The sequence below is a fragment of the Marinobacter goseongensis genome, from assembly GCF_023156235.1.
In the GTDB taxonomy this organism is placed as follows: domain Bacteria; phylum Pseudomonadota; class Gammaproteobacteria; order Pseudomonadales; family Oleiphilaceae; genus Marinobacter; species Marinobacter goseongensis.
This window is the reverse complement of record NZ_JAKZAI010000007.1, coordinates 207,032-228,736: the sequence shown is the minus strand read 5'-3', so window position 1 is coordinate 228,736 and position 21,705 is coordinate 207,032. Positions and strand designations below refer to the sequence as shown.

At 51.4% G+C, this 21,705-nt stretch carries 16 protein-coding genes; all 16 read right to left on the bottom strand.

Annotated elements, in window-relative coordinates:
- Positions 1-209: 209 nt before the first annotated feature.
- Entirely contained in the window at positions 210-578 is a 369-nt protein-coding gene (locus tag MLC70_RS08710; RefSeq protein WP_248183067.1) for a histone-like nucleoid-structuring protein, MvaT/MvaU family, read from the bottom strand.
- A 144-nt stretch (positions 579-722) separates the two neighbouring features.
- Positions 723-1,985, bottom strand: a complete 1,263-nt coding sequence (gene tviB / locus MLC70_RS08705) for a Vi polysaccharide biosynthesis UDP-N-acetylglucosamine C-6 dehydrogenase TviB (RefSeq protein ID WP_248183064.1) — start codon at positions 1,983-1,985, stop codon at positions 723-725.
- 40 nt (positions 1,986-2,025) lie between these two features.
- Positions 2,026-3,417, bottom strand: coding sequence for an MBL fold metallo-hydrolase RNA specificity domain-containing protein (locus MLC70_RS08700; protein ID WP_248183062.1), 1,392 nt, complete (start codon positions 3,415-3,417; stop codon positions 2,026-2,028).
- Between the two features lie 74 nt (positions 3,418-3,491).
- Positions 3,492-5,429: a polysaccharide biosynthesis protein gene (locus MLC70_RS08695; RefSeq protein WP_248183061.1), complete on the bottom strand. Its 1,938-nt coding sequence runs from the start codon at positions 5,427-5,429 to the stop codon at positions 3,492-3,494.
- Between the two features lie 2 nt (positions 5,430-5,431).
- On the bottom strand, positions 5,432-5,983 hold the full coding sequence (locus MLC70_RS08690; RefSeq protein ID WP_248183059.1) for a sugar transferase: 552 nt from the start codon (positions 5,981-5,983) through the stop codon (positions 5,432-5,434).
- 1 nt (position 5,984) lies between these two features.
- Positions 5,985-6,944: a UDP-glucose 4-epimerase family protein gene (locus MLC70_RS08685; RefSeq protein ID WP_248183057.1), complete on the bottom strand. Its 960-nt coding sequence runs from the start codon at positions 6,942-6,944 to the stop codon at positions 5,985-5,987.
- A 296-nt stretch (positions 6,945-7,240) separates the two neighbouring features.
- Complete coding sequence (locus MLC70_RS08680) at positions 7,241-8,344, bottom strand: glycosyltransferase family protein (RefSeq protein ID WP_248183055.1); 1,104 nt, start codon at positions 8,342-8,344, stop codon at positions 7,241-7,243.
- 48 nt (positions 8,345-8,392) lie between these two features.
- Positions 8,393-10,648, bottom strand: a complete 2,256-nt coding sequence (locus MLC70_RS08675) for a methyltransferase (protein WP_248183051.1) — start codon at positions 10,646-10,648, stop codon at positions 8,393-8,395.
- The gene (locus MLC70_RS08670) at positions 10,633-11,967 is read right to left on the bottom strand and encodes an ABC transporter ATP-binding protein (protein WP_248183049.1); all 1,335 of its coding nucleotides are present in this window, start codon (positions 11,965-11,967) and stop codon (positions 10,633-10,635) included. Before MLC70_RS08670 ends, MLC70_RS08675 begins: the two co-directional genes overlap by 16 nt.
- The gene (locus MLC70_RS08665) at positions 11,957-12,796 is read right to left on the bottom strand and encodes an ABC transporter permease (protein ID WP_248183046.1); all 840 of its coding nucleotides are present in this window, start codon (positions 12,794-12,796) and stop codon (positions 11,957-11,959) included. The genes MLC70_RS08670 and MLC70_RS08665 overlap by 11 nt, the downstream gene beginning before the upstream one ends.
- Positions 12,797-12,820: 24 nt before the next feature.
- Positions 12,821-13,939, bottom strand: a complete 1,119-nt coding sequence (gene wecB, locus MLC70_RS08660; RefSeq protein WP_248183042.1) for a non-hydrolyzing UDP-N-acetylglucosamine 2-epimerase — start codon at positions 13,937-13,939, stop codon at positions 12,821-12,823.
- A gap of 1,326 nt (positions 13,940-15,265) precedes the next feature.
- Positions 15,266-16,324, bottom strand: a complete 1,059-nt coding sequence (gene wecA, locus MLC70_RS08655; RefSeq protein WP_282448378.1) for a UDP-N-acetylglucosamine--undecaprenyl-phosphate N-acetylglucosaminephosphotransferase — start codon at positions 16,322-16,324, stop codon at positions 15,266-15,268.
- 291 nt (positions 16,325-16,615) lie between these two features.
- A complete protein-coding gene (locus MLC70_RS08650; protein ID WP_248183039.1) occupies positions 16,616-17,716 on the bottom strand; it encodes a glycosyltransferase family 4 protein in 1,101 nt (366 codons plus the stop codon).
- A gap of 9 nt (positions 17,717-17,725) precedes the next feature.
- Positions 17,726-18,937, bottom strand: a complete 1,212-nt coding sequence (locus MLC70_RS08645) for a hypothetical protein (protein WP_248183038.1) — start codon at positions 18,935-18,937, stop codon at positions 17,726-17,728.
- On the bottom strand, positions 18,934-20,841 hold the full coding sequence (gene asnB, locus MLC70_RS08640) for an asparagine synthase (glutamine-hydrolyzing) (RefSeq protein WP_427902099.1): 1,908 nt from the start codon (positions 20,839-20,841) through the stop codon (positions 18,934-18,936). The genes MLC70_RS08645 and asnB overlap by 4 nt, the downstream gene beginning before the upstream one ends.
- 341 nt (positions 20,842-21,182) lie before the next feature.
- Entirely contained in the window at positions 21,183-21,680 is a 498-nt protein-coding gene (locus MLC70_RS08635) for a UDP-N-acetylglucosamine 2-epimerase (RefSeq protein ID WP_248183037.1), read from the bottom strand.
- Positions 21,681-21,705 lie beyond the last annotated feature (25 nt).

Below are 21,705 nucleotides of genomic sequence, written 5' to 3'. Positions count from 1 at the left end.
TGGAATGCCGAGTTGCCGGCTTTGAAAAAAGTGGCTCAATACGATTAGGGCAAGTGGGTCGATTTAACGGCGCTTACGGCGTTGAAGCCAATAGAGTGAGCGCTGTCACACGCAGAGATGACAATGCGTTAAGGAAAGGGGGAGTATGAGTTGTGTCACAGATGGGGGAGAGCGGCTGCGCCCTCTCAGGAGAGAGGGCGCGAACGGAATCAGTCCTGCTGCCAGCTCTGCACAGCATCTTTTCCGTGCTTCTCACGCCACTCGTTCAGCGTCTTGTGATTGCCACCACGGGTCTTGACCACTTCACCGGTGTGCGGATTCTTATAGGTCTTCAGGGGGCGCTTGGCACGGGTGCCAGCCGGCGCATCCGCTTTGCCGCCGGCAATGGCGGGGTCAATCGCACCCAGAATCTGCAGCACGTCTTTCGGCGACTTGTTGTACTCTTTCATCAACGCGCGAACTTTGTTCTCGAATTCCAACTCACCTTTGAGAGCCTGATCCTGCTCCAGCTGCGCCAATTCTGCAGAAAGCTTTTCCATAAGCTGTTTCTTCTGGTAGTAATCGTTAATCTTTGCCATGAATAAAAACCCTTATGATGTATGACCAAAAATCACCGCAAATAATAGGTTAAATACGCCATCAAGGCAAAGCACTTTATTTACTGATCAGTAATAAAAAAACCAGCCATAGGCTGGTTTAAATAATGATGAACTGAAAACATATTACAATCGTAAGTCGGCTTCGCCTAATGGCAGCACACCTTTCAGGTCAAACAATACACCGTTATCTTTCAAAAATGCGCGCAGTTCGTGTGAGGAAAGTGCGGCGTACTCCCGATGGGGCACGGCCAACATAACGGCATCATATTCACCTTGATGTGGGTTATCCAATAATTCGATGCCGTATTCGTGGCGGGCTTCTTCGTTGTCTGCCCAGCAATCGGTGATGTCGACGGTGCAGCCAAAATCCTGCAATTCGTTAACCACATCAATAACACGGGTATTTCGTAAATCCGGACAGTTTTCCTTGAAGGCAAAGCCCATCACCAACACGCGGGCCCTGGCAATGGTGTGCCCGGCTTTGATCATGGCCTTGACTAACTCAGAAGCTGCGTACGGTCCCATATTATCATTCACTCGGCGACCGGCCAGGATAATCTCTGGATGATACCCAATAGACTGGGCTTTGTGGGTGAGATAATACGGATCCACGCCGATACAGTGGCCGCCGACCAAACCCGGCTTGAACGGCAGGAAGTTCCATTTGGTTCCCGCCGCGGCCAGCACCTCATGGGTATCAATCTTCAAACGAGAAAAGATCATCGACAGCTCGTTGATTAACGCAATATTCAGATCCCGCTGGGTGTTTTCAATAACTTTCGCGGCTTCGGCGACTTTGATAGAGCTCGCTTTATGGGTACCGGCGGTAATGATATCGGCATAAAGCGCATCCACTTCCTCCGCGATTTCCGGCGTGGAGCCTGAGGTCACCTTCATAATAGTAGTGACGCGGTGCTCTTTGTCGCCGGGATTGATGCGCTCGGGGCTATAACCTGCATAAAAGTCCTGATTGAACGTCAGGCCCGAGACTTTCTCCAACACAGGAACACAGACTTCTTCGGTTGCACCGGGATACACCGTCGATTCATAGATCACAATATCGCCGGCTTTAAGCACTTTGCCCACGCTTTCGCTGGCCTTGACCAGCGGAGTAAGATCGGGCGATTTGAATTCATCAATCGGCGTTGGGACGGTCACGATATAAATCTGACAGTCGCGAATGCCATCCACGGAGTCTGTAAACGACAAACCAGAAGAGGCTGCCAACTCCTCTGAGGAAACCTCACGGGTGAAATCTACGCCGTCCCTCAGTTCAGCAATGCGCTTTGAGTTGACATCAAAGCCAACGATCTCCCGCTTTTCACCAAACGCAGCAGCCAACGGCAAGCCGACGTAACCCAGGCCGACAACGGCTATCTTCTTCATAGACAGTCAATCCTTTTTATAAGAGCGTCACCCGAGGCACTCACGGAATCATTATTCCTGTGTGACCCAAGTCATGAAACCTGTATTTCAGTGCACGCTTGGCTCCGGGATCACCATGCACAATTCGAATCTCGGTCGGCGCCTGCGCGATACCCTCAACAAACCGAATCAGATCGGACTGCCCGGCGTGAGCTGAATACCCTCCCACCTTGTGAACCTGCGCCCGAATCTCGTAACGCTCACCGTCAAGTTCCACCCAACCGCCTCGAGGGCCATAAGTAAGGATATCTCGCCCCGGAGTGCCCGCAGCCTGGTAGCCCACAAAAAGCACATCGTTGCGACTGTCCCCGAGCATCCTTTTCAGGTAATTGACTATCCGGCCCCCGGCGCACATCCCAGAGCCCGCGAGCACGACGCAGGGCCTATTGGTTCTGGCAAGATAATCAACCGCCTCGAGATGGTCACGGTGATCGCCTATGACCGTGAGTTGCTCGAAAGACAACGGATGGCGTCCGTCACGAACCAATTCCGTTGCCTCATCATCCCAGAAAGCCCGAAGGCGATCGTAAATGCGGGTAAACTCGGCCGCCAGTGGTGAATCGACAACGATTTCAAGATCGTTCCAGGTGAGCTTCGGGTCACTGACCGGCGTGTCACCAAACTCCGCAATCAGGCTTTCAATTTCATACAACAGTTCCTGGGTGCGTCCGATACTGAACGCGGGCACCAGTACCGTGCCGCCATCTTCCAGTGCGTGCTCCAGAACCGCTTTCAAACGATAGCGCCGGGTTTCCCGGTCTTCGTGGTCCTTGTCACCGTACGTGCTCTCAATAACGAGACGGTCCGCTTTTTCCGGCGACTGTGGCTCCGGCAACAGGGGGGCATGGGGTGCACCCAGATCACCACTGAACACAATGCGCTCGGGGGCAGCGCCCGCGCGAGCATCGCATTCCACATAAGCGGAGCCGAGAATATGCCCTGCCCGCTGCAAACGTACCCGCAACGCCGTGTCGCCATCGTCAAATACAGTATGCCATTCGCCATAAGGCACTTGCACAGTGCGGGCGCGAATCAACTCCAGTACTCTCTCGATCAAGGCGCGATCACGGGTGAAGCCGATTTTCAGCGCGTCTTCAAGAATTTCCGGCAGCATAATCGCCGAAGGTTTGGAACAAATGATGGGCCCATTAAAGCCGGCGGCCAACAGGTAGGGAATTCGACCGACGTGGTCAATGTGTACGTGGGTGACAATCAGCGCCCGGATGTGATCAATCGGGAAATCAATGGCAAGGTTTTCGGCGTCCGAGCCGGCTCCTTTGTCTTCGCCCTGAAACAGGCCGCAGTCGACCAGAACGCCGGCGTTGCCGACCAACAGTTCGTGACAGGAGCCGGTGACGCCGGTAGTGGCGCCATGGTGTTTAATATTAATCATCGAAACGTCCATGTTGATAAATCGAGCGTCAATTTTACGGCGACGGACTGTCTAACGCCGTGATCCAACACTGGCTATATCGGTAAGCGCCGCACGTTGTCTTTTTTGTCGGCTGCTAGAGACGCCTGAGAGCCAGCGCACCAAATAAGATCTACAACATCACTGTTTGGTGCGTAGCCTGTTGGGGCAGCCTGCAACACATCCACAACAGCTTTGCAGTTAAAACTCTGGCTGGCACGCATCAGACTGTCGAGAGTTTTCTCAACCTCAAACCAAGGCATGGATACTTCACGCGCCATCATAATCCTGGGGTGGACCGTACCCTGGGGGTCGTCGCCAATCAGCAGTTCTTCGAATAACTTCTCACCAGGTCGCAGGCCCGTGTACAAAACCGCGATGTCACCGCCCGGATTGTCTTCAGTCCTTTCTTCCATACCCATCAGGTGAATCATTTTACGGGCCAAATCTGCAATCTTGACCGGCTCGCCCATGTCCAGCACGAAAACTTCACCACCTTTGCCCATGCTCCCTGCCTGCAACACGAGCTGGCTTGCCTCCGGGATCGTCATGAAATATCGCACGATATCAGGGTGGGTAACGGTAATCGGCCCACCATCGCGAATCTGATCCCTGAATAAGGGCACCACTGAGCCGGAAGAGCCCAGCACATTGCCAAAGCGCACCATGGAAAAAACAGTGCCGCTCTGCCGCTGAGCTAAAGCCTGCAACACAAGCTCGGCGAGTCGTTTGCTGGCGCCCATGACGTTGGTAGGGCGAACAGCCTTGTCGGTTGATATCAACACAAAACGTTCAACACCGGCCGCCACCGCCGCCTCAGCTGCATGCCAGGTGCCAAAAACATTGTTTTGCACGCCTTCAATGACATTGTGCTCCACCAGTGGCACGTGTTTGTATGCCGCCGCATGATATACAGCTTGAACACCGAACGCTCTCATGACCACTTCGCAACGACGACGATGATTTACACTGCCCAGCACGGGGTGGAGCGTTACCTCCAACCCCTCAACTCTGTTAATGGACTGCAACTCCCTCTCGATGGCATAGAGAGAAAACTCAGACTGCTCAAACAACACCAACGTCCGTGGCTTATAGCGGAGAATCTGTCGACAAAGCTCTGAGCCGATCGAGCCCCCAGCACCAGTTACCATGATGACTTTCTGGTGAAGGCTATCGGAGGTCAGGGCCGTATCTGGCCGCACGGGTTCACGCCCAAGCAGGTCTGCGATGTCAAGATCTCGAATATCATTGATCCGGGCCTGACCAGCTACTAACTCAGACATGGAGGGCACGGTCTGGACAGGCAAGGTCAAAGGCTCAAGCCGCTTCAGCAACTCTTTGCGATCTACCTTTGATTCGGCATCCAGCGCCAACAATATTCTGCGTACACCGTGCTTCTGGGCATGCTTGGCAATATGCTCAACGCTGGTTACCGGTAAGCCGTTAATCATGGCCTTGTGATTGGAGCGTAGAAGCGATATGAACAACACTGGCCGATACTCCGTGCCTTGTTGAAGCGCCGAAGCCAGCTGCATGCCCGTTTCACCAGTGCCAATAATGGCTACTGCCTCTTTTGCACGTTGACGCGGGTGATTGACGATAATGCGAACGCCCAGTCGGGTGCCACTAACAAATAAGAAGGCCAATGCGCCGTAAATAACTGGCACAGAACGAGGAATAAAGGCCTGTAGAAGATAGCCCAACACCATGAGCGAGAGGCTGGACACCACCACACCGTATATGATGGTGAGAAACGCTTTATCGCCAAGAAAGCGAATGACCGCTCTGTACAGGCCCAGCCTGATGAACACAGCGATTGTGAGCACCACGGTTATTGTTGCCGCAACCACCTGATCCTGGTTTGGAATCCAAAAATGCTGCTCCAATCTCAGCGCAAAAGCAGCCCAAATTGAGAGAAAGAGCATGAACACATCGGACGCAACCGATATGATGCGCTTCTGATATCTTGGTAAATTCAAGAATGTCTGAATCAATGTCAGTCCCTTAAGCGATCACCGGTGCCCTTTCCCAACACCGTTAAAGCAATGTATCTGAAGTACTGCCGGATGTTCAGCCGCGCCAGCATCGCCTCATCAGTTTCCGCCAACAAACGTGGCGTAGACATGTCGATATCATTAATTTGCGCCAGACCCGTGATACCGGGGCGGGCATCAAGCACCCCCCTCACTTCGCGCTCCGCGATTAACTCCCGTTGGTTGAACAGACAGGGCCTGGGTCCCACGAGGCTCATTTCTCCTTTGAACACGTTCCAGAGTTGGGGCAGCTCATCCAACTTGGTACGGCGAAGAAATCGGCCAAATCGCGTAACAGAGGCGCTGCTGGCAAGATGGCTCGCGACGGAAGCGGTGTCAACTGCCATGGTCCGGAACTTAATCAACGTAAACGGCTTTTTCCCGCGACCGACCCGTTCCTGGCGAAAAATGGGTGATCCCGTGTCGAAAAGACCGATCCCATAGAGTATAGCGAGCACTGGTGCCCCCAACATGAGCCCAGCCAATGATAACAGAACATCACATATTCTAATCACGTTAACAATTCCGCCTGGCTTCGCAACACCGTCGCAACCCCTCATCCACTGAAACCGGCGGCTCCCAACCCAGCAAATCGCGCACCTTGTCGATGTCTACCTGCAGCGACCCCAGAAGTCTACGCACCAGCGCTTTTTTTCCAAGCAATAACGCGGCCAATTCAAGAATGCTGCCGGGCACCGAAATCAACCTGGCTGGTTTGTTCACGGCTGCCCCAACACGGCGCAGAAGCTCCGACGTTGAGAGATCGTCACCGTCACTGACCAAGAACACCTGATTCGCTGCCGCGGGATGCTCTATGCACACCGTAATCAGATCCACTAGATTATCCAATGCCACGAGCGAACGTTTATTGTTCACCGCGCCCAGCGGCAGAGGCAATCCTCTGGCCACCGACGCTACCATACTTGCGAAATTGCCTTTTACCCCCGGACCATATACCAGCGGAGGCCGAATCACGACGATCTCCATACCGGTGTCCCTCGCAATCTGCCACAGGCCACGTTCTGCCTCCAGCTTTGAAAGCGCATAAGCATCTTTGGGATCAGGCGCATCATCCGCTGTGAACGGGGCACCCTGCAACGTATGCTCACCGTTGACTTTTATGGAACTGATAAACACGAATCGGCGAACGCCTGCTTTGGCGGCCTGTCGAGCCAAGTTTAGTGTGCCCTCGGTGTTTACCTCGCGGAAAGCTAAACGGGGGTCGAGGGCTTTGTCATCCATTATGTGTACCCGCGCCGCAGCATGAATCACCACATTTTGACTCTGTAAGATGTCTGACCAGCCTGTATTTGAGCCTATATCACCAATTGCAAACATGCCCGGAATGGGTGTCCCCTGAATCGATCTCACTGAGCAACTAATCCTAAAATTCGGATGCTCTCTCAAGCTCCTAACGAGAGCCTTTCCAACAAACCCACCTGCTCCCGAAACGAGCACGTTTACTCTTTTAGCCATTGCTCGCTTTTCTCATTGCATTAGTGTTGCAGCTAACCATGGATAGAATGCACCGAACTGTGGTGATTATACCCAAGACGTCGGGGTGCTGCGCCTCTTCCGATATTTGGCCTAAATTTCTTGAAATACCGTCAATGTGTTCTAAAACTCTTTGCCAATTTAAGACCCCACCAGAGTCTCCAACGAATATCTGAAAACTTGATCGGTATTGCTACTGAGAACCAGAGACTTAAAACTAGACAATTAAATTTAGTTTCGATTTTATAAGGGAATGACAATCAAACAAACCGAAATTATTAATTCCCTAATATTCCAGACGCTTCAAATCGTGCTTCCCAGCAGTTGTCGCGCAAAAATGAACCTGAGCCCTCTACATATGTGTGGTTGAGCGCAGCTTCAGCCATAAGTTCGATATCTTGCTTGGTTTCGGTTAGGTATGTCCCAGGCTCTCGTTGGCGAAAGCCCATTTCACCAAACTTCGTAGATAAGATTGGGAGTTGCAGCGCTCGATATTCATAGAACTTTATGGGGTCAACCGAGCTCGTTAGCTGATTGCGTTTGAAAGGGATTAAACCAACGTCAAAGCAGCTCATAGCCTCTAATGCATCTCTGTGGCTACAAGGAGGATGGAAAGTAATATTGTTCGAGAGATTAACTGGGGCACTCTGAAACACGGGACCAATCAGCCGAATTTCATCGTTAGGTCTACACGTTGCTAGAGTATCAATCCACTCCCAGTCAAACCAAGCGCCAATGGTTCCAACGTATCCAAATATAGCTCTGCCACCTCTCCTCTGCCTCGCCCTGACGCCTTCAGGCAATATATTTTTATCCAGGCCGTTGGGCACCAGTGTCACTTTTTTGTCGAGTCTACTCCAACGCTCCTTGAGCGCCGAGCTCGATACGAACAATTCGCCCGTTTGTTCCGCGACAAGGCGTTCGCGTTTTCTCATAGCGATTTGTGAGAGGCCTGCGTAAAAAGCCGGGAAGTCGTCCATTGCGTCATAAAAAGAACGAACTCCGGGAAATTTCGACAAAACCTGCAGAGCTAGAACCGAGGGTTTACCAACAACTATTAGAATGTTTTTCTCTCTCCCAAACTCCTCAACTTGTTCCAATACATCAGACCACAATAAACGATTGACTGCGCCAGAACCTGGAAGAGGCTCAATAGGAAGAGATCGCGGGCGAGCTATGTGAATCCACGTGGGAAGTTTACTACACTGAGAAACGCTATCTGCTCTCAATCTCCCAAAATCCGCTGCGACTGGAAATCGCGTGGGGTAAGGCTCAATCCAAAGGACCTCTCCCCCAGTGCGCTTATGAAACCACTGTACAAACTTTTGAGGACGTTGCGAAAAACTCGACCACGGCACCGGAGATAAGTAGACCAGTTTCATAAACGAGCATCTTTCGGCCGCTTGAAGAGGTTCTTGCACTTCCGATACCTATTCACTTAATTCCTCGAATTTATCAAAACACACACTGATCGCCTTTGCCCTCTGGTCCCAATCATTTTCATCAGCGAGCTGCGCAAGACGCTTTCGAAACGACACGTCGTTCTTTTTTACCGTTGCGTCATCCAATGCCTTGCTAAGCTCTTGTACTGAGCCTCCTCTGAAAACCTCTGGATATTGAACGCATTCCCGCATCTCCGAAGTCACAACGACCGGCTTCTCAAGCGCAAAATACTCAAATAGCTTTAGCGGAGAAGTTGTGCGAGCTATTTCGCCAGGTTTAAACGGAATAAAACAAATATCAAAACGTCTTGCGTAAGACGGTAGTATTTTGTAATCCACCGCACCAAGATACAGTACATTATCGGCTGAAGGGAGTTTCTGGGCTCCGCCATAGTAATCTGGACCTATGAATACAAAGCCAAGATCCGGCCTTTGCCGCGTCAGTTCCGAGATGGCCTCATACCAAAGCCACGGGGCAAGCGCTCCAAAATAACCAACAACAGTTTCATACCGCTCTCTAAAAGACTCAAGCTTCTCGGGAACAGGTGCATCGGCATGCGCCAGATCGCGATAATGCCGAGTATCAACACCATTTTGCGCCAAGATGACGCGTTCCTCACCAATCGCCTCCACAGCTTCTTCATATAGCTGTCGGGCAGAGGCCACAATGAAATCTGCTCCGCCATTAAAAGCAAAATTTTTCAAAGCTAAAAGTCTTTTGATATTCTGCTCGTCGCCACTAATCTCTGGGTCTATGTGGTCGATATATTCATAGAGCAACACACCGCTTTCGTCTCTCTTCTTAACACTTTCAGGAGTGTGAGCGTAGGCGGTAGAGTACAGGGAGCGTACTGCGCCTTTTATCTGATCGACCTCATGTCGGTTAGTAATCCATACATTATCAGCCACCTCGCGAAATCCATTCACATCATCACCAGCCCAGTTGTCTGTGCGATAAATGACCAAGAAGCCCAGACGCCCCATTGCTGCACTAATATGCTGAGGCCGCTGATATAGAGGAACATTCCAATCAATGACTAATTCCTGTATGAATATTCCTTTGTAAGAGTCTCTTTTCGAAAGAATCAGCTCTTTAAATTTAAGCCAAGACAAGTCGTTGTGACCTAATGATGGACCACTTGAGCTGCTTTCGACGGGTAACCCTCTAAAATATCTTACTAGTCTGTGGCGAGGCCCCTGAAGCGCTCTCCGCATAAATGGGGGAAGACTCCAAAAAATATACTTCCCCAAACGATAAATGCTGACTAATGGAGATCTAATAAATTGACCGCCAATTCTCAACGGCTTCGTTAGCCGCCACGAGCTTGATACTTGGATTTCATCAATGAGTGCTTCAAGCTCTTTGGCATAGTTTTGAAGAGATTCAAGTTCCGCAAGCTTTACATCGTTTTCGGATAAAAGCCGATCTTTCTCAAACAGCGCTTTTTGGCTACGCTCGAGTTCGCTCAAGAGCTCCGATAAACGCGCGCCCTGTACTTCCACGGACTCTTGCAATTCATTGAGTTTGGTCTCCATATCGTGCTGCTCTATTGAAATATCGTTAAGAACGAGGTTCAACGAAGACAGCCAATCTTTATGACCGTACACCAAAAGAATCTGCTCGCCAGACCATTGAGTATCCGGCAGACCACGACAATCAACGACTTTAGAGTGACAAAGCTGGAAACACGTGTTGACCTCAGATGGTATATTCTCTGGCAGAAAAGATGCGTGATGCTCGTCAATTCGATCCAGCTCCCTAAATGGGAGGGCCAAAACTATCGCTTTTCGCGATCTCTCGGAGAGCTTTTTCAGAACTTGGTAAGGCGCATGGAAATGTTCAAGAGTGTTCGAGGAAAATACAACATCGAAGCAAGTATTGGACCGATCACTTCCTACTTCGATATCTTCGTCAAGCCAGTTTTTGGTCTGGAAATTGATGGCTTTATATCGCCCTCTAGCAGCACTGATAGCGACTTCTGAAAAATCCAAACCGGTTAATTGAGATCGGTCAATCGATTCAGCAAGTGCGTCCGTCCCATCACCCTCAGCACACCCCCAGTCTACTACTGATAATTTTTCTCGACGAATTTCACGTAATAGCCATGCAGGGATATTCTGCAGCGCGAGCCTGGCAAAGAATCGAGACTGAGCAGGACCATCATTTTCAACCCAATCATTTGAGAAACGGTCATCCCAATAAGACTTAGAATTGATTGGTCGTGGATTTAAGTTGTTCGGCATGGTGCTACCTTCACACTTTTGTCAATGGGGGGCTGAAAGATCCCGAAAAAACGCGCCTCGGAAAGAGTAGAGAAATAATGTGCGCCCTCAAAATACTCGTAGTAATGAATATCTTGGTGTTGACGGTTTTCAACTGCGGCAACCAACAAATATTTTCCGCTAACCAAAGGGTTTGTGAGTCTGAAACACACTTCAAATTCCGCCTCTTCGGGGAGAGACAAGCGATCGAGATCATGAGTGGTGGAAACGATTAAGTCAGTGCCTTGGAGATCCTTAATCGCAAAAGCTATCCCTAGGTGCTGTCTCGGAATGTCGTCCGGTATTTTCACACCGATTACTATATTTAGAAGACAGCCCCATTCGTGGATATCCTTGCGAATGCTCTCTGAATTGCAAACCGAAGCGCTGAGTATTGTACCTTTGTGAGAGCCCCAGTGAGTTACCGGTCGACTATCCAAACCAGCTCCGGCTACAGCAACGTCGTCGCGTATCCCATCGCCAGCATTCAGTTCGGATTTCGCTGCTTGGTTTGCTCCACTTAAATCAGAGCCGTCTTCATCCCTGAACATAAACTCCATATAGCGTCCCGTTACAGGAAATACATCGCCGTCTTCCACGAGATTTCCATTACTCAGCCAGATCGCTCGATCACATAGAGTGCGCACTGAGGACACATCATGACTCACAAATAAAATGGTCGTACCCCTCTGTTGGATCTCTTTGATCCTGCGCATGCACTTAGCTACGAAGCGCGAATCCCCGACCGCCAAAGCCTCATCGATAATCAAGATGTCCGGATCAACGTGAATTGCGATCGAGAAGGCCAACCGAGCGTACATACCGCTTGAATAGGTTTTGACAGGTTGGTCAATGAACTCCGCGAGCTCTGAAAATGCCAACACATCGCCCATGCGTTGCTCCATCTCTTCCTGAGGGAACCCCAGAATTGCGGCGTTGAGCAAAACATTTTCTCTACCAGTAAATTCCACATTGAAGCCGGCGCCAAGCTCTAGTAGGGCCGCTACACGACCATTGGTCGTCACGAGACCCGCGGTTGGAGTGACAGTCCCGCAAACCATTTGCAACAGCGTGGATTTTCCGCTCCCGTTTCGACCGATTATACCAACCGTCTCACCCTTATTTATCGAGAACGAAACATCCCTAACAGCCCAAAACTCTCTAAAATACTGGGGTGGCTCAAGCCCAATCAATTTTTTGAGCTTGGGCATAACCATTTGCTTAAGGCGGTCCTTCGGCTGACTGAAAACCTCATATCGCTTGCTTAAGCCATCCACAGAGATTGCAATATCAGAGGACATCTGCGAATCCTTGTCTCGTCTTCTGAAACCAGCCAAAACCAATACAAAAGACAATCGTAGCGGCCGACATATACACAAACAAACCTTCAAAGTCAGGTGGTGTACGCCAGATCAGAACATCCCGCGCCTGCTGAATAATAAACGTCAAAGGATTCGCCAAAAAAAGCTTCTGATAGACCTCCGGGAGTCTTTCTATCGGAAAAAATACCGGCGAGAGAAAAAGCAAAACGCTAGACAAAATCCCCATCGTTTGAGCGATATCTCGCAGAAACACACCGAGAGAGGCTAGAAGATAAGCCACGCCAAGCGCAAGAGTCACGAGAGGCAACATAACAAGAGGCATGTAGATTATCTGCCATCCAGGGATGCCTATGAGAACCAGGTACGCCACACACCAAACCGCTAAACTGATACAAGCATGAATCAGTGCACTTAGCACCGCGATCCAGGGCATAAGCTCCAGAGGGAAAATAACCTTCTTGACGTAGTTAACGTTACTCAAAATTAGGGTTGGAGAGCGGGTTAAAACCTCAGAAAGAAAACTATGCATTATAAGCCCGACGAAGAGGACAACCGCAAACACTCCTTTCCCCTCTTCCTGCCCCTCAATAGGCACCCCCCACTTGGTTTGAAATACAACCGAAAACACGAACGTAAATACTGCCAACATCAGCAATGGATGCAGAAAAGACCAACCGATGCCGATTAGAGAGCCGCGATAACGACCTACAACGTCCCTTTTTGTCATTTGTCTGACAAGGCGGCTGTGATATTTGGCAGAGCTGAAAAACTGAAAAAGCGAGGCGCGTTGCGAGGCATGCGGATTCATTGAGAGTACCGTAATACGAGTGAGTTAAATGCGGATTAGAGCATCACGGATTCGCGCGCAAGCCTTTCCATCACCATATGGATTATGAGCATAACTCATCGCCTTGTATGCGTCCTCACTACACAACAAGGAATCAATTGCGGCGGTAATAGCCTCGGCTTCAGTACCTACAAGTTTAACGGTGCCGGCCTCAACAGCCTCCGGGCGCTCAGTTGTATCGCGCATGACCAACACAGGCTTGCCCAATGATGGCGCCTCTTCCTGTATACCGCCCGAATCAGTGAGGATGATGTGAGCTCGGTTCATTAAATACACAAATGGGAGGTACTCAAGTGGCTCAATGAGATGTATGTTGGGATTCTGTCCGAGTAATCGCTTGACAGGCTCTTGCACATTTGGATTGAGGTGGACCGGATAAATAATTTGTATGTCAGGATGACGTTTTGACGTTTCGGCGAGTGCCTGACAGATTCGCTCGAACCCTCCACCAAAGCTTTCTCGCCGATGCCCAGTCACAAGAATCAGTTTTTTGTCGTCACTCAAAAATTTGAATTTTTCTTGTTGCTCCCGCGCCAGACCATGGTCCGACTCCAGCTTCTGAACGACGTCCAAAAGAGCATCGATAACCGTATTGCCCGTTACAAAAACATTTTCGGCAGCAACACCTTCCCTCAGTAGGTTTTTACGAGAGGTTTCGGTCGGAGCAAAGTGTTTGTCTGCCAGAACACCCGTGAGTTTACGATTTCCTTCCTCAGGCCAAGGCGAATACAAATTTCCCGTTCTCAGCCCAGCTTCTACGTGCCCTACCGGAATTTGCTGATAATAAGCTGCGAGGCTGGCAGCAAAAGTAGTTGCCGTGTCGCCATGAACGAGAACCATATCGGGCCTGAAACCGGAAAACACAGCCTTCATCCCAGCAAGAATGCTGGCGGTAACATCAGTCAAGTCTTGACCGGGTTTCATTATATTCAGGTCATAATCGGGAGTAAGCCCGAATAACTCAATCACTTGATCGAGCATCTGTCTGTGCTGGGCCGTAACACACAGCCGGGCATCGAATCTTGAGTCTTCGTTAAGCTGTATAGCCAGAGGAGCCATTTTTATGGCTTCAGGGCGTGTTCCAAATACTGTCAGAATCTTCATTACTTCATCTATTCCCGATGTCGATTTAGCTCACTACTCGGTCCTTTCGCGAGCGACGTGGATCCTATCTCGTTATAGTCAATTCTTCAATCATCAAGATAGAGCATTAACCGTCCACTTTCGTTAGGTGTCTATCCTGCAGGGGAATATGCCAGATACGCCAGCCGTGACTTCGAAAGAAACTCCATGCTGATCTCATGAACATCTTGCGGTGTAAACTGTTTTTCCGTCCCGCGTCCCCCCCTGCATGCCGAATACGAACAGAAGGATCGTACACATGGAGCCAGCCTAATTTACGAGCACGCAGCGCCAGATCGAAATCCTCAAAATACATAAAATACTGCTCATCGAACCCTCTAACATCTCGCCACAATGCATCTCGGGCAATAAGAAAACACCCGCTACACAGCTCTACTCCGGGCAGTAGGCTGTCAGTGGAGCAGTCCCTGTATTCATACCGATCATTCAAGTTCACTAGCGCTGGAATTCGATTCAGCGTCCGTAAGAGCCTGAATAACAAGACAGCCAGTGAGGGGTATCTCTTGTGACCAGAGCTCTCTTGGCGCCCTGCCCAGTCAAAAATTCGAGGGCACACAAAACCCCAATATGCATTGCCGCGCAACCTCAACAATGCGTGAGAGATAGCATCCACCTCTGGAGCAACGTCAGGGTTCATTACCAAAATGCGCCGCTCAGCGCAGTCACTCGAAGATTCCGCAAGCATGTGACGGTTGATAATTAGATTGTTTGTGCCGCCATAGCCTAAGTTCGGCTGCTTCAGCAGCAAGTGAAAAGGCCACCGAAAGCACTCGAGTATCTCACTTTCAACTTGACTCGAGTCGAGGCTGGCCCGTCCGTTATATGACAACCAGAGTGTTGCCGCAGCGAGCTGTCCGTCAACATGCGCTTTATCTATGCTCCGTGACAATGCCCTCAGACATTCGAACAGCACTTCCGGCGACCAGTCATGAACTACAATGGAAATCTCAAGCTTTGTCATCGTGTTGCCTCAATACCAGATAACATCGGATCTTATTGATTCAGCCCAGGAGCTCTGTGAAGGCTACACCATTTCAAACGGGAGCGTGGCTTTAGCGATCGGTGAAAGCGCTATCTGGGAGGATTAACGTGCTTGTTGAACCAGAAGGGTTAATCGTCAGTCTCTTTAAAATTCCGCAACCGACATATGAGCTGGGGCTTACCTGACAACAGCCGGGACGGCGCACCCGTAAAAACGCTATTCTATTTTCTGAGCACGTTGAGCATTTGACTTTACACAGCAAGGCCAGCAGAGTATCGATGCATCGTCGGAGGCTTAACACTCGCTTAAGTTCTGACTCGACTCCGAAACAGCACCAGCAACCTCCAAGCATGACTCAAAGCCCAGTCATATGCCGCGAAAACGCCCACAAACAGCGTGAACATCACCCACTCAGGCACCAGGAAGTATTCCCCTGCCAGGCCGATCAGAGCCAACAGCGACGCCACGGCTGTAATCGCCACCAGGGCCTGCCGATCCGTAAACCCAGCCCGCATGAAGATATGGTGTAGATGCTCCCTGTCTGGCTTCATCACCGATTGCCCCTTGCGGGCACGGCGTACCATGATCGCCACAATGTCCATCAGCGGCAACGCAATCAGCCAGAGCGCGGTAACTGGGCGAAACGCCTGGGCCTCGGGCTGGGTGCCCTTGACCAGCAGCCAGACGATGGAAAAACCGATAAACATAGAGCCCGCGTCACCCATGAAAATGCGCTTACGAAACGGCGGTATTCTCAGGTTCGCGGCGAGGTAGGGCAGCAGCGCGATAGCGATAGCAAAGGCCAGTACCAACTCCGAGAGGTTACCCGGGCCCAACAGGAACAGCAGTGACAGAGAAAACAGCACGACCAGACTCATAGTGCCGGCCAGGCCATCAATGCCGTCCATCATATTGAACGCATTGGTGGCGCCAATCACCGCGGCAATGGTCACCAGCGGCCCCAGCCAGCTCAGTTCGATCACGCCCAGACCGAACAAATCACCAAAATGCACCAGCGATATGCCCGAGCCATAAGTCAGCAATGCACCCAGCGCCACTTGCGACCACAACCGGAACTGCGGGGGCAAATCGCAAGCATCGTCGACGGTACCCAAAACAACCAACAGCAGCGACGCGAGCAGGTAAATCCCGTAGCCGCCTGCCAGCGGCATGGAAATCATCCACGCGGCGAACAAACCTATAAATGCACTCAGGCCACCAATCAGCGGAACGGCTCCCGTATGCTCCTTGCGATGGTCCGGGAGGTCCAAAAGGCGCAAGCGCATCGCGAAAGGCCGGAGAAGAAGCAAAGATACAAACGCGAAGAAACCCGAGGAAAGGCCGACAGAACCTACAACTTCCATATACTTCCCTGTTTTTTTAGGGCTGGTCCTTTTAGTACGCGGCGATGTTACCTCATAGTTGCAGTTTGTGATGAAAATCACAGTATTATTTTACAGTTTATTACAACGATTGGCGGTAGGGAGATCGGGCAAGAAATTTGGGAGATGCAATCAGGAGCGTTCATTTGCGGGCTTGCGGGTAACGTAAATTCAAAGTGCAGAAAATGGCTGCACGCAAAGTGGCCCTACACCGTTGCTAAGTCAACGGAATGGGATTATTTCGCAGCTTATGGGGTGGTTCCCGCCAGGAAATCACAGGCAGCTCAAATAAGCTTCTACCACCACCTCCTCACTGAATTTTCCTTCCATCCGCTGCCGAGCAGAGTTTCCAGCCCTCTGCACTGCAACTCGCGGCATGGCAATTACCCGCCGCATCTCGTTCGCCAACGAGTCAGCGCTCCGCACATGACACAGCCAGCCAGTCACCCCTGGCTCAATGGCGTGGCGGCAGCCAGGCACGTCGGTCACTATGGCAGGGCGGCCCATGGCGGCGGCTTCCAATACCGTGCGCGGCATGCCCTCGCGGTAGGAGGGCAACACCAGCACATGGGCCTGTTCGATCAAAGGGCGAACGTCGTCTGTAGCACCTAGGTATTCCACAATGCCCTCAGCCTGCCACTGGCGCACTTCCGCTTCCGAAATGGCCGTGCGATTGCTGACCCCCAACGGCCCCACCAGCAGGCAGCGTACGTCCAGCCCCTCGGCATTTAGTTGCCGGCAGGCTTCGGCATATTCACGAACGCCTTTATCCCCCAACAAACGGGCAATCATAATGAAGGTGAAGGGCCCGCTTTCGGAGATAGCCGAAGTCTGAAACCGCAGCAAATCGACACCGGAACCGGGCAACAGGGTATAGGGTGTATCCCCCAACAGTGCCTTGCCTCGAAACACGGCCAGATCTTCCTCGTTCTGGAAAAACAGTTTCCGCGCACGGCGGTTCACCAGGCCATAAACCTGCCGCACCCGCCGAAACAGCCAGGAATCGTGAATAAACGCCGTACCCAGGCCAGAAATGTTATTGGCGAAGGGAATACCCCGAAGCGCACACACCGAGCCGCCGTAGATGTTCATCTTTACCGTAAAGTTAAACACATAATCCGGAGCCAGCCGGCCCAGGGTGCGGTGAAGAAATAACAGACTGCGCAATTCCCGGAGCGGGCCGGTGCTTTTGCCATCCAGCGGCAAAGCCACATGCTCCGCACCCAATTCGCTGACCAAGCGGTGGCTGTAATCATCCTGGGGAGCAATACACACCACCCTGCAGCCCTGTTGAACCAGGGCTGAGATAGTGCTGCGGCGGAAGTTATACAGGTACCAGGAGGTATTGGAAGTAAGAACAACAGTAGAGGGCAAATCAACGTCTCACGATAACGGTGAACCATCACCCGAAGGCTTGGGATTACGCCTGTAACCCACCCGCCAATGGGCCGGCGCAAACGGCTTGAACAACGACCGCACCTGGCAATCGGCGCACACGAACAAGACAAAAATCACAATGAATGGGTAGCGGTAACGGGCGGCGGTACCGTAATTAAACACCACCAGACCGTAGATGGACAAAGCAAAGGCCATAAACAACAGCCAAAAAATCAGTTTTTTGGGCACACGGCGCCAGGCTGCGCGAACAATCAACACCAGCAAACCGAACACCACCAGGTTCTCAGCAGCTTGAATAAGCTGCAAAAAGCCAGCCGTCTCCCATGGGAAGGGCTTTAGCAGGAAATAAATACCACTGGTTAAGCCTTCGGCCACGAACTCACCTGGGCCCTCAATCAGCTTGAGTTGATCCCCGTCTCCACCATCTTCCGCATACATAGCGGCACGAAATACATTAATAAGAGGAAGTGCGATCGGTGACACCACCACCAGAGCGACAACGCCCACAATCATCGTCAAGATACCCCGCGCCAGCGACACTCCGGAATGGCGAATGCCGAACAACAGGTAAATCACAAGAACAGGGGCAATGATAAAAAAGTTCTGAAACTTGATGACGTACAGAGGCACAAAGACCGCCAGCAACGGCAACCAACGTCCTTCCCGGGCATACTGCACCGCCATGCTCATAAACACAAAAATGAACGTGTCGCGCAACGAAAGGCCGGTGTACAACGCCATACTGGGGTATAGCAAGAAAAACCACAGAGAAACCGGCGTAAACACCCGTTTCTGATGTAACCAGAAAAAAAGTGCCGTCCAAAGCAGCGTATTGAAAAATCCGAGACTGATGGGCGACACCGCCAGCGGCAAAGGCATCAAAGAAAAGAGAGCGGCCGCCTGCTCTACATTTCCGCCATTTACCCAAGCCTCCAATAGTGACAGTTCCCCTGCACGAATCGCATTGAACTGCCGCCAGTAACGAAATTGATCCCCCAAGTAACCGGTCGAAAAAAGAAATTCATTTAGGAAAAACGGCACCAGACAATGAAGCAGCAATACAAATTGCACAGCAGGCTTTACTCGAAACGCTTTGCAGCCCAATAGAACAAACAGGACGCAGATAAAGAAATTGGGCAAATCATAAAACCGCATGCCCAGAAAACCGGATGACATCACCCAATTGAGATCGTTCAAGCAACCCCCCATCGCTTCACCCAGGCCAACAGCTGCAAAACCGCCCACAGTTGCTGCGCATAATGGCCGCGGCCGTCAAGATGACTGTGCCAAAGCTGCTTGATATCCGATTTACTCAGTTGAGGGAGTCGATCAAGGTTCTCTGATGAAAGAAGATCCTCTGCCCATTCTTTCAACGGCCCACGCAACCAATCATCCAACGGCACGGCAAAACCCATCTTGGGCCGCTCGATCAGTTCTCGAGGCACATGGCGATACAGAATCTGCCGTAACGCCCACTTACCTTCACCATTACGCACCCGCATATCCAACGGCAACTGCCAAGCGGCGGTGAAAACGTCAGGATCAAGAAATGGCGCTCGTACTTCCAGGCTACTGGCCATGCTGGCCCGATCCACCTTCACCAGCACATCGTCCACCATGAAGTTGAGAGTATCCATCAACATCATCCATTCAACCTGATCGAACCCGGCCAATGCAGGATACAAATCCTCAAGGGAATCGCTGAAATGGTAGGCCGGGGCCAACAACTGCTCTGGGTGCCGATTCATCGACGCCAGACCACCATAAAGCGCACGATCAGAGCCGCACGCCAGTACATCTGCCAGTTTGTAAAGCTTCTCACCAAAGGTGCGAATTTGATACTGGGAGGGCAATACACTGCCACCTATTGCCATCAAGCGGTCATATCCCGATGACGGTACAAGTTTCAACATCTGCGCCAGCGTTTGCCGCAGACCGCGCGGCATCCGGCTCAACTTACCCCATACCCTGGGTACCCACACATAACGGTGATACCCACCAAACAGCTCATCACCGGCATCGCCACTAAGCGCAACCGTAACGTGCTGCCGTGTAAGGCTGGAAATGAGGAGCGTGGGTATCTGAGAGGAATCTGCGAACGGTTCGTCGTACAACTCGGGCAGCTTCGGAATCACATCCAAGGCCATTTGGGAAGTAGCCCGCAACGTGGTGTGTTCCGTTCCGAGGTGAGCCGCCACGGCAGCCGCATGGCCTGACTCGTCATAACGCGGATCGTCAAACCCCACTGAGAACGTCTGAACCTTTCTGGCAGACTGGCTCTGCATCAGCGCCACTATAAGGGAACTGTCCACACCTCCCGAGAGAAACGCTCCCAAAGGCACATCTGCAGCCATTTGGCGCTTAACGGAGGCATTTAAAGCCTCCTCAACATTGCTCAACGCCTGCTCCGGCGACTCAGGAGCACTATGGCGAGCAGAGCGAGCTGCATCAACGGCAGACCACAATGCCGCAGGCTTAGGGCGCTTGCCCGCCTTCATGTCCGCCAGAGAAACACTCAGAAGAGATCCTGGCGGTAACTTACTCACCCCTTTAAAAATACTCTGCTCGCCGCCTACACAGCCAAAACGCAGATAGCGCTTCAGCACTGCGTTATCAAGTTCACCACGAAAACCGGGGTACTGTCTCAGGGCTTTAAGCTCAGACCCAAAGACCAACGCACCATCTACCCAACCATAATAGAGAGGCTTCTCACCAAATCGGTCCCGCGCCAGCGTCAAGCAACGTTCCTGCCTATCCCATAGCGCAATGGCGAACATACCCACCGAGCACTGAAGCGTGGCCACCAGCCCCCAAACCGAAATGCAGGCTAGCAAGGTTTCAGTGTCGGAATGCCCTCGCCAGACAGGCGCACTCCCGTCCGATTCCAGTTCATCACGTAGCTGCAGGTGGTTGTAAATCTCACCATTGAAAGCCAACACGAAACGCTCACCAGCCGATTGCATCGGCTGGTGCCCAGCAGGGGACAAGTCGAGAATAGCAAGCCGCCGATGGCCGAGCGTCATGCCAGCAGTTCGATCAACCCAGGTACCGAAGTCGTCCGGGCCACGCTGAATCAAACAGTCACTCATTCGAACGGTCACTGCTTGCAGCGAGTCATCGCCCGGGCGCCCAAGGTAAATACCGCATATGCCGCACACTACTTTGCGCCTCACTCAGTCGCTCTTTACACGCATGCAGGCGACATTTATGGAAAATAAGATGGCTGATAAGCACCATGGTTCGCCGCTCGCCCGCCTTTTACAGCCCCCACGATGGCTAATGATTCACGAAGGAGGCCACCTAAGGATGGGTAGTTAATCATGCTTAAGTTTTTTAGTCTGTACTCAATCCCCGAACTGCCGTCCAATATCGGCTTCTACCGGACAGTTAGGATCTTCTGAATGCCATATCCGCAGCCTACCCCGTGAGCGTTCATAGTGAGTCACGCAAAGACCGACATAAAGCTTTCTACAATTCGCTTAGAGGCAAATCCGTCGCCGTAGGGATTCGAAATCTGCACGCCCCTCCGCTGAGAGTCATGATCGGCAAAAAACTTGCCAACCTCTTGGATAAGTTTACTGCTGCGCGTACCCACAAGGGTAACCGTTCCTGCGAGCACTGCCTCCGGTCTTTCTGTCGTTTCGCGCGTCACTAAAACAGATTTTCCAAGGGAAGGAGCCTCTTCCTGTATGCCGCCGGAGTCGGTGATGATAAGGTTACAACTGGTCATCAAATAGACAAGCGGCAAGTACTCTTCAGGCTCAATCAAGAAGCCCCGTTCAACCCCAGACAGGATACGCTGTACCGGCTCCCTAACATTCGGATTGAAGTGAACCGGGAATACGATCTGTAGATCCTGATATTCACGAGCAATGTGCCGCAACGATCTGCAAAGGGAGTCGAAACCTTCGCCGAAGCTTTCGCGGCGGTGCCCAGTCACTAGTATCAACCGCTTTTCACTATCT

Bases quoted from the DNA above. Each gene is read 5' to 3' on its own strand.
- MLC70_RS08710 (WP_248183067.1), bottom strand. From the start codon at position 578: ATGGCAAAGATTAACGATTACTACCAGAAGAAACAGCTTATGGAAAAG.
- tviB (WP_248183064.1), bottom strand. From the start codon at position 1,985: ATGAAGAAGATAGCCGTTGTCGGCCTGGGTTACGTCGGCTTGCCGTTG.
- MLC70_RS08700 (WP_248183062.1), bottom strand. From the start codon at position 3,417: ATGATTAATATTAAACACCATGGCGCCACTACCGGCGTCACCGGCTCC.
- MLC70_RS08685 (WP_248183057.1), bottom strand. From the start codon at position 6,944: ATGGCTAAAAGAGTAAACGTGCTCGTTTCGGGAGCAGGTGGGTTTGTT.
- MLC70_RS08680 (WP_248183055.1), bottom strand. From the start codon at position 8,344: ATGAAACTGGTCTACTTATCTCCGGTGCCGTGGTCGAGTTTTTCGCAA.
- MLC70_RS08675 (WP_248183051.1), bottom strand. From the start codon at position 10,648: ATGCCGAACAACTTAAATCCACGACCAATCAATTCTAAGTCTTATTGG.
- MLC70_RS08670 (WP_248183049.1), bottom strand. From the start codon at position 11,967: ATGTCCTCTGATATTGCAATCTCTGTGGATGGCTTAAGCAAGCGATAT.
- MLC70_RS08665 (WP_248183046.1), bottom strand. From the start codon at position 12,796: ATGAATCCGCATGCCTCGCAACGCGCCTCGCTTTTTCAGTTTTTCAGC.
- wecB (WP_248183042.1), bottom strand. From the start codon at position 13,939: ATGAAGATTCTGACAGTATTTGGAACACGCCCTGAAGCCATAAAAATG.
- wecA (WP_282448378.1), bottom strand. From the start codon at position 16,324: ATGGAAGTTGTAGGTTCTGTCGGCCTTTCCTCGGGTTTCTTCGCGTTT.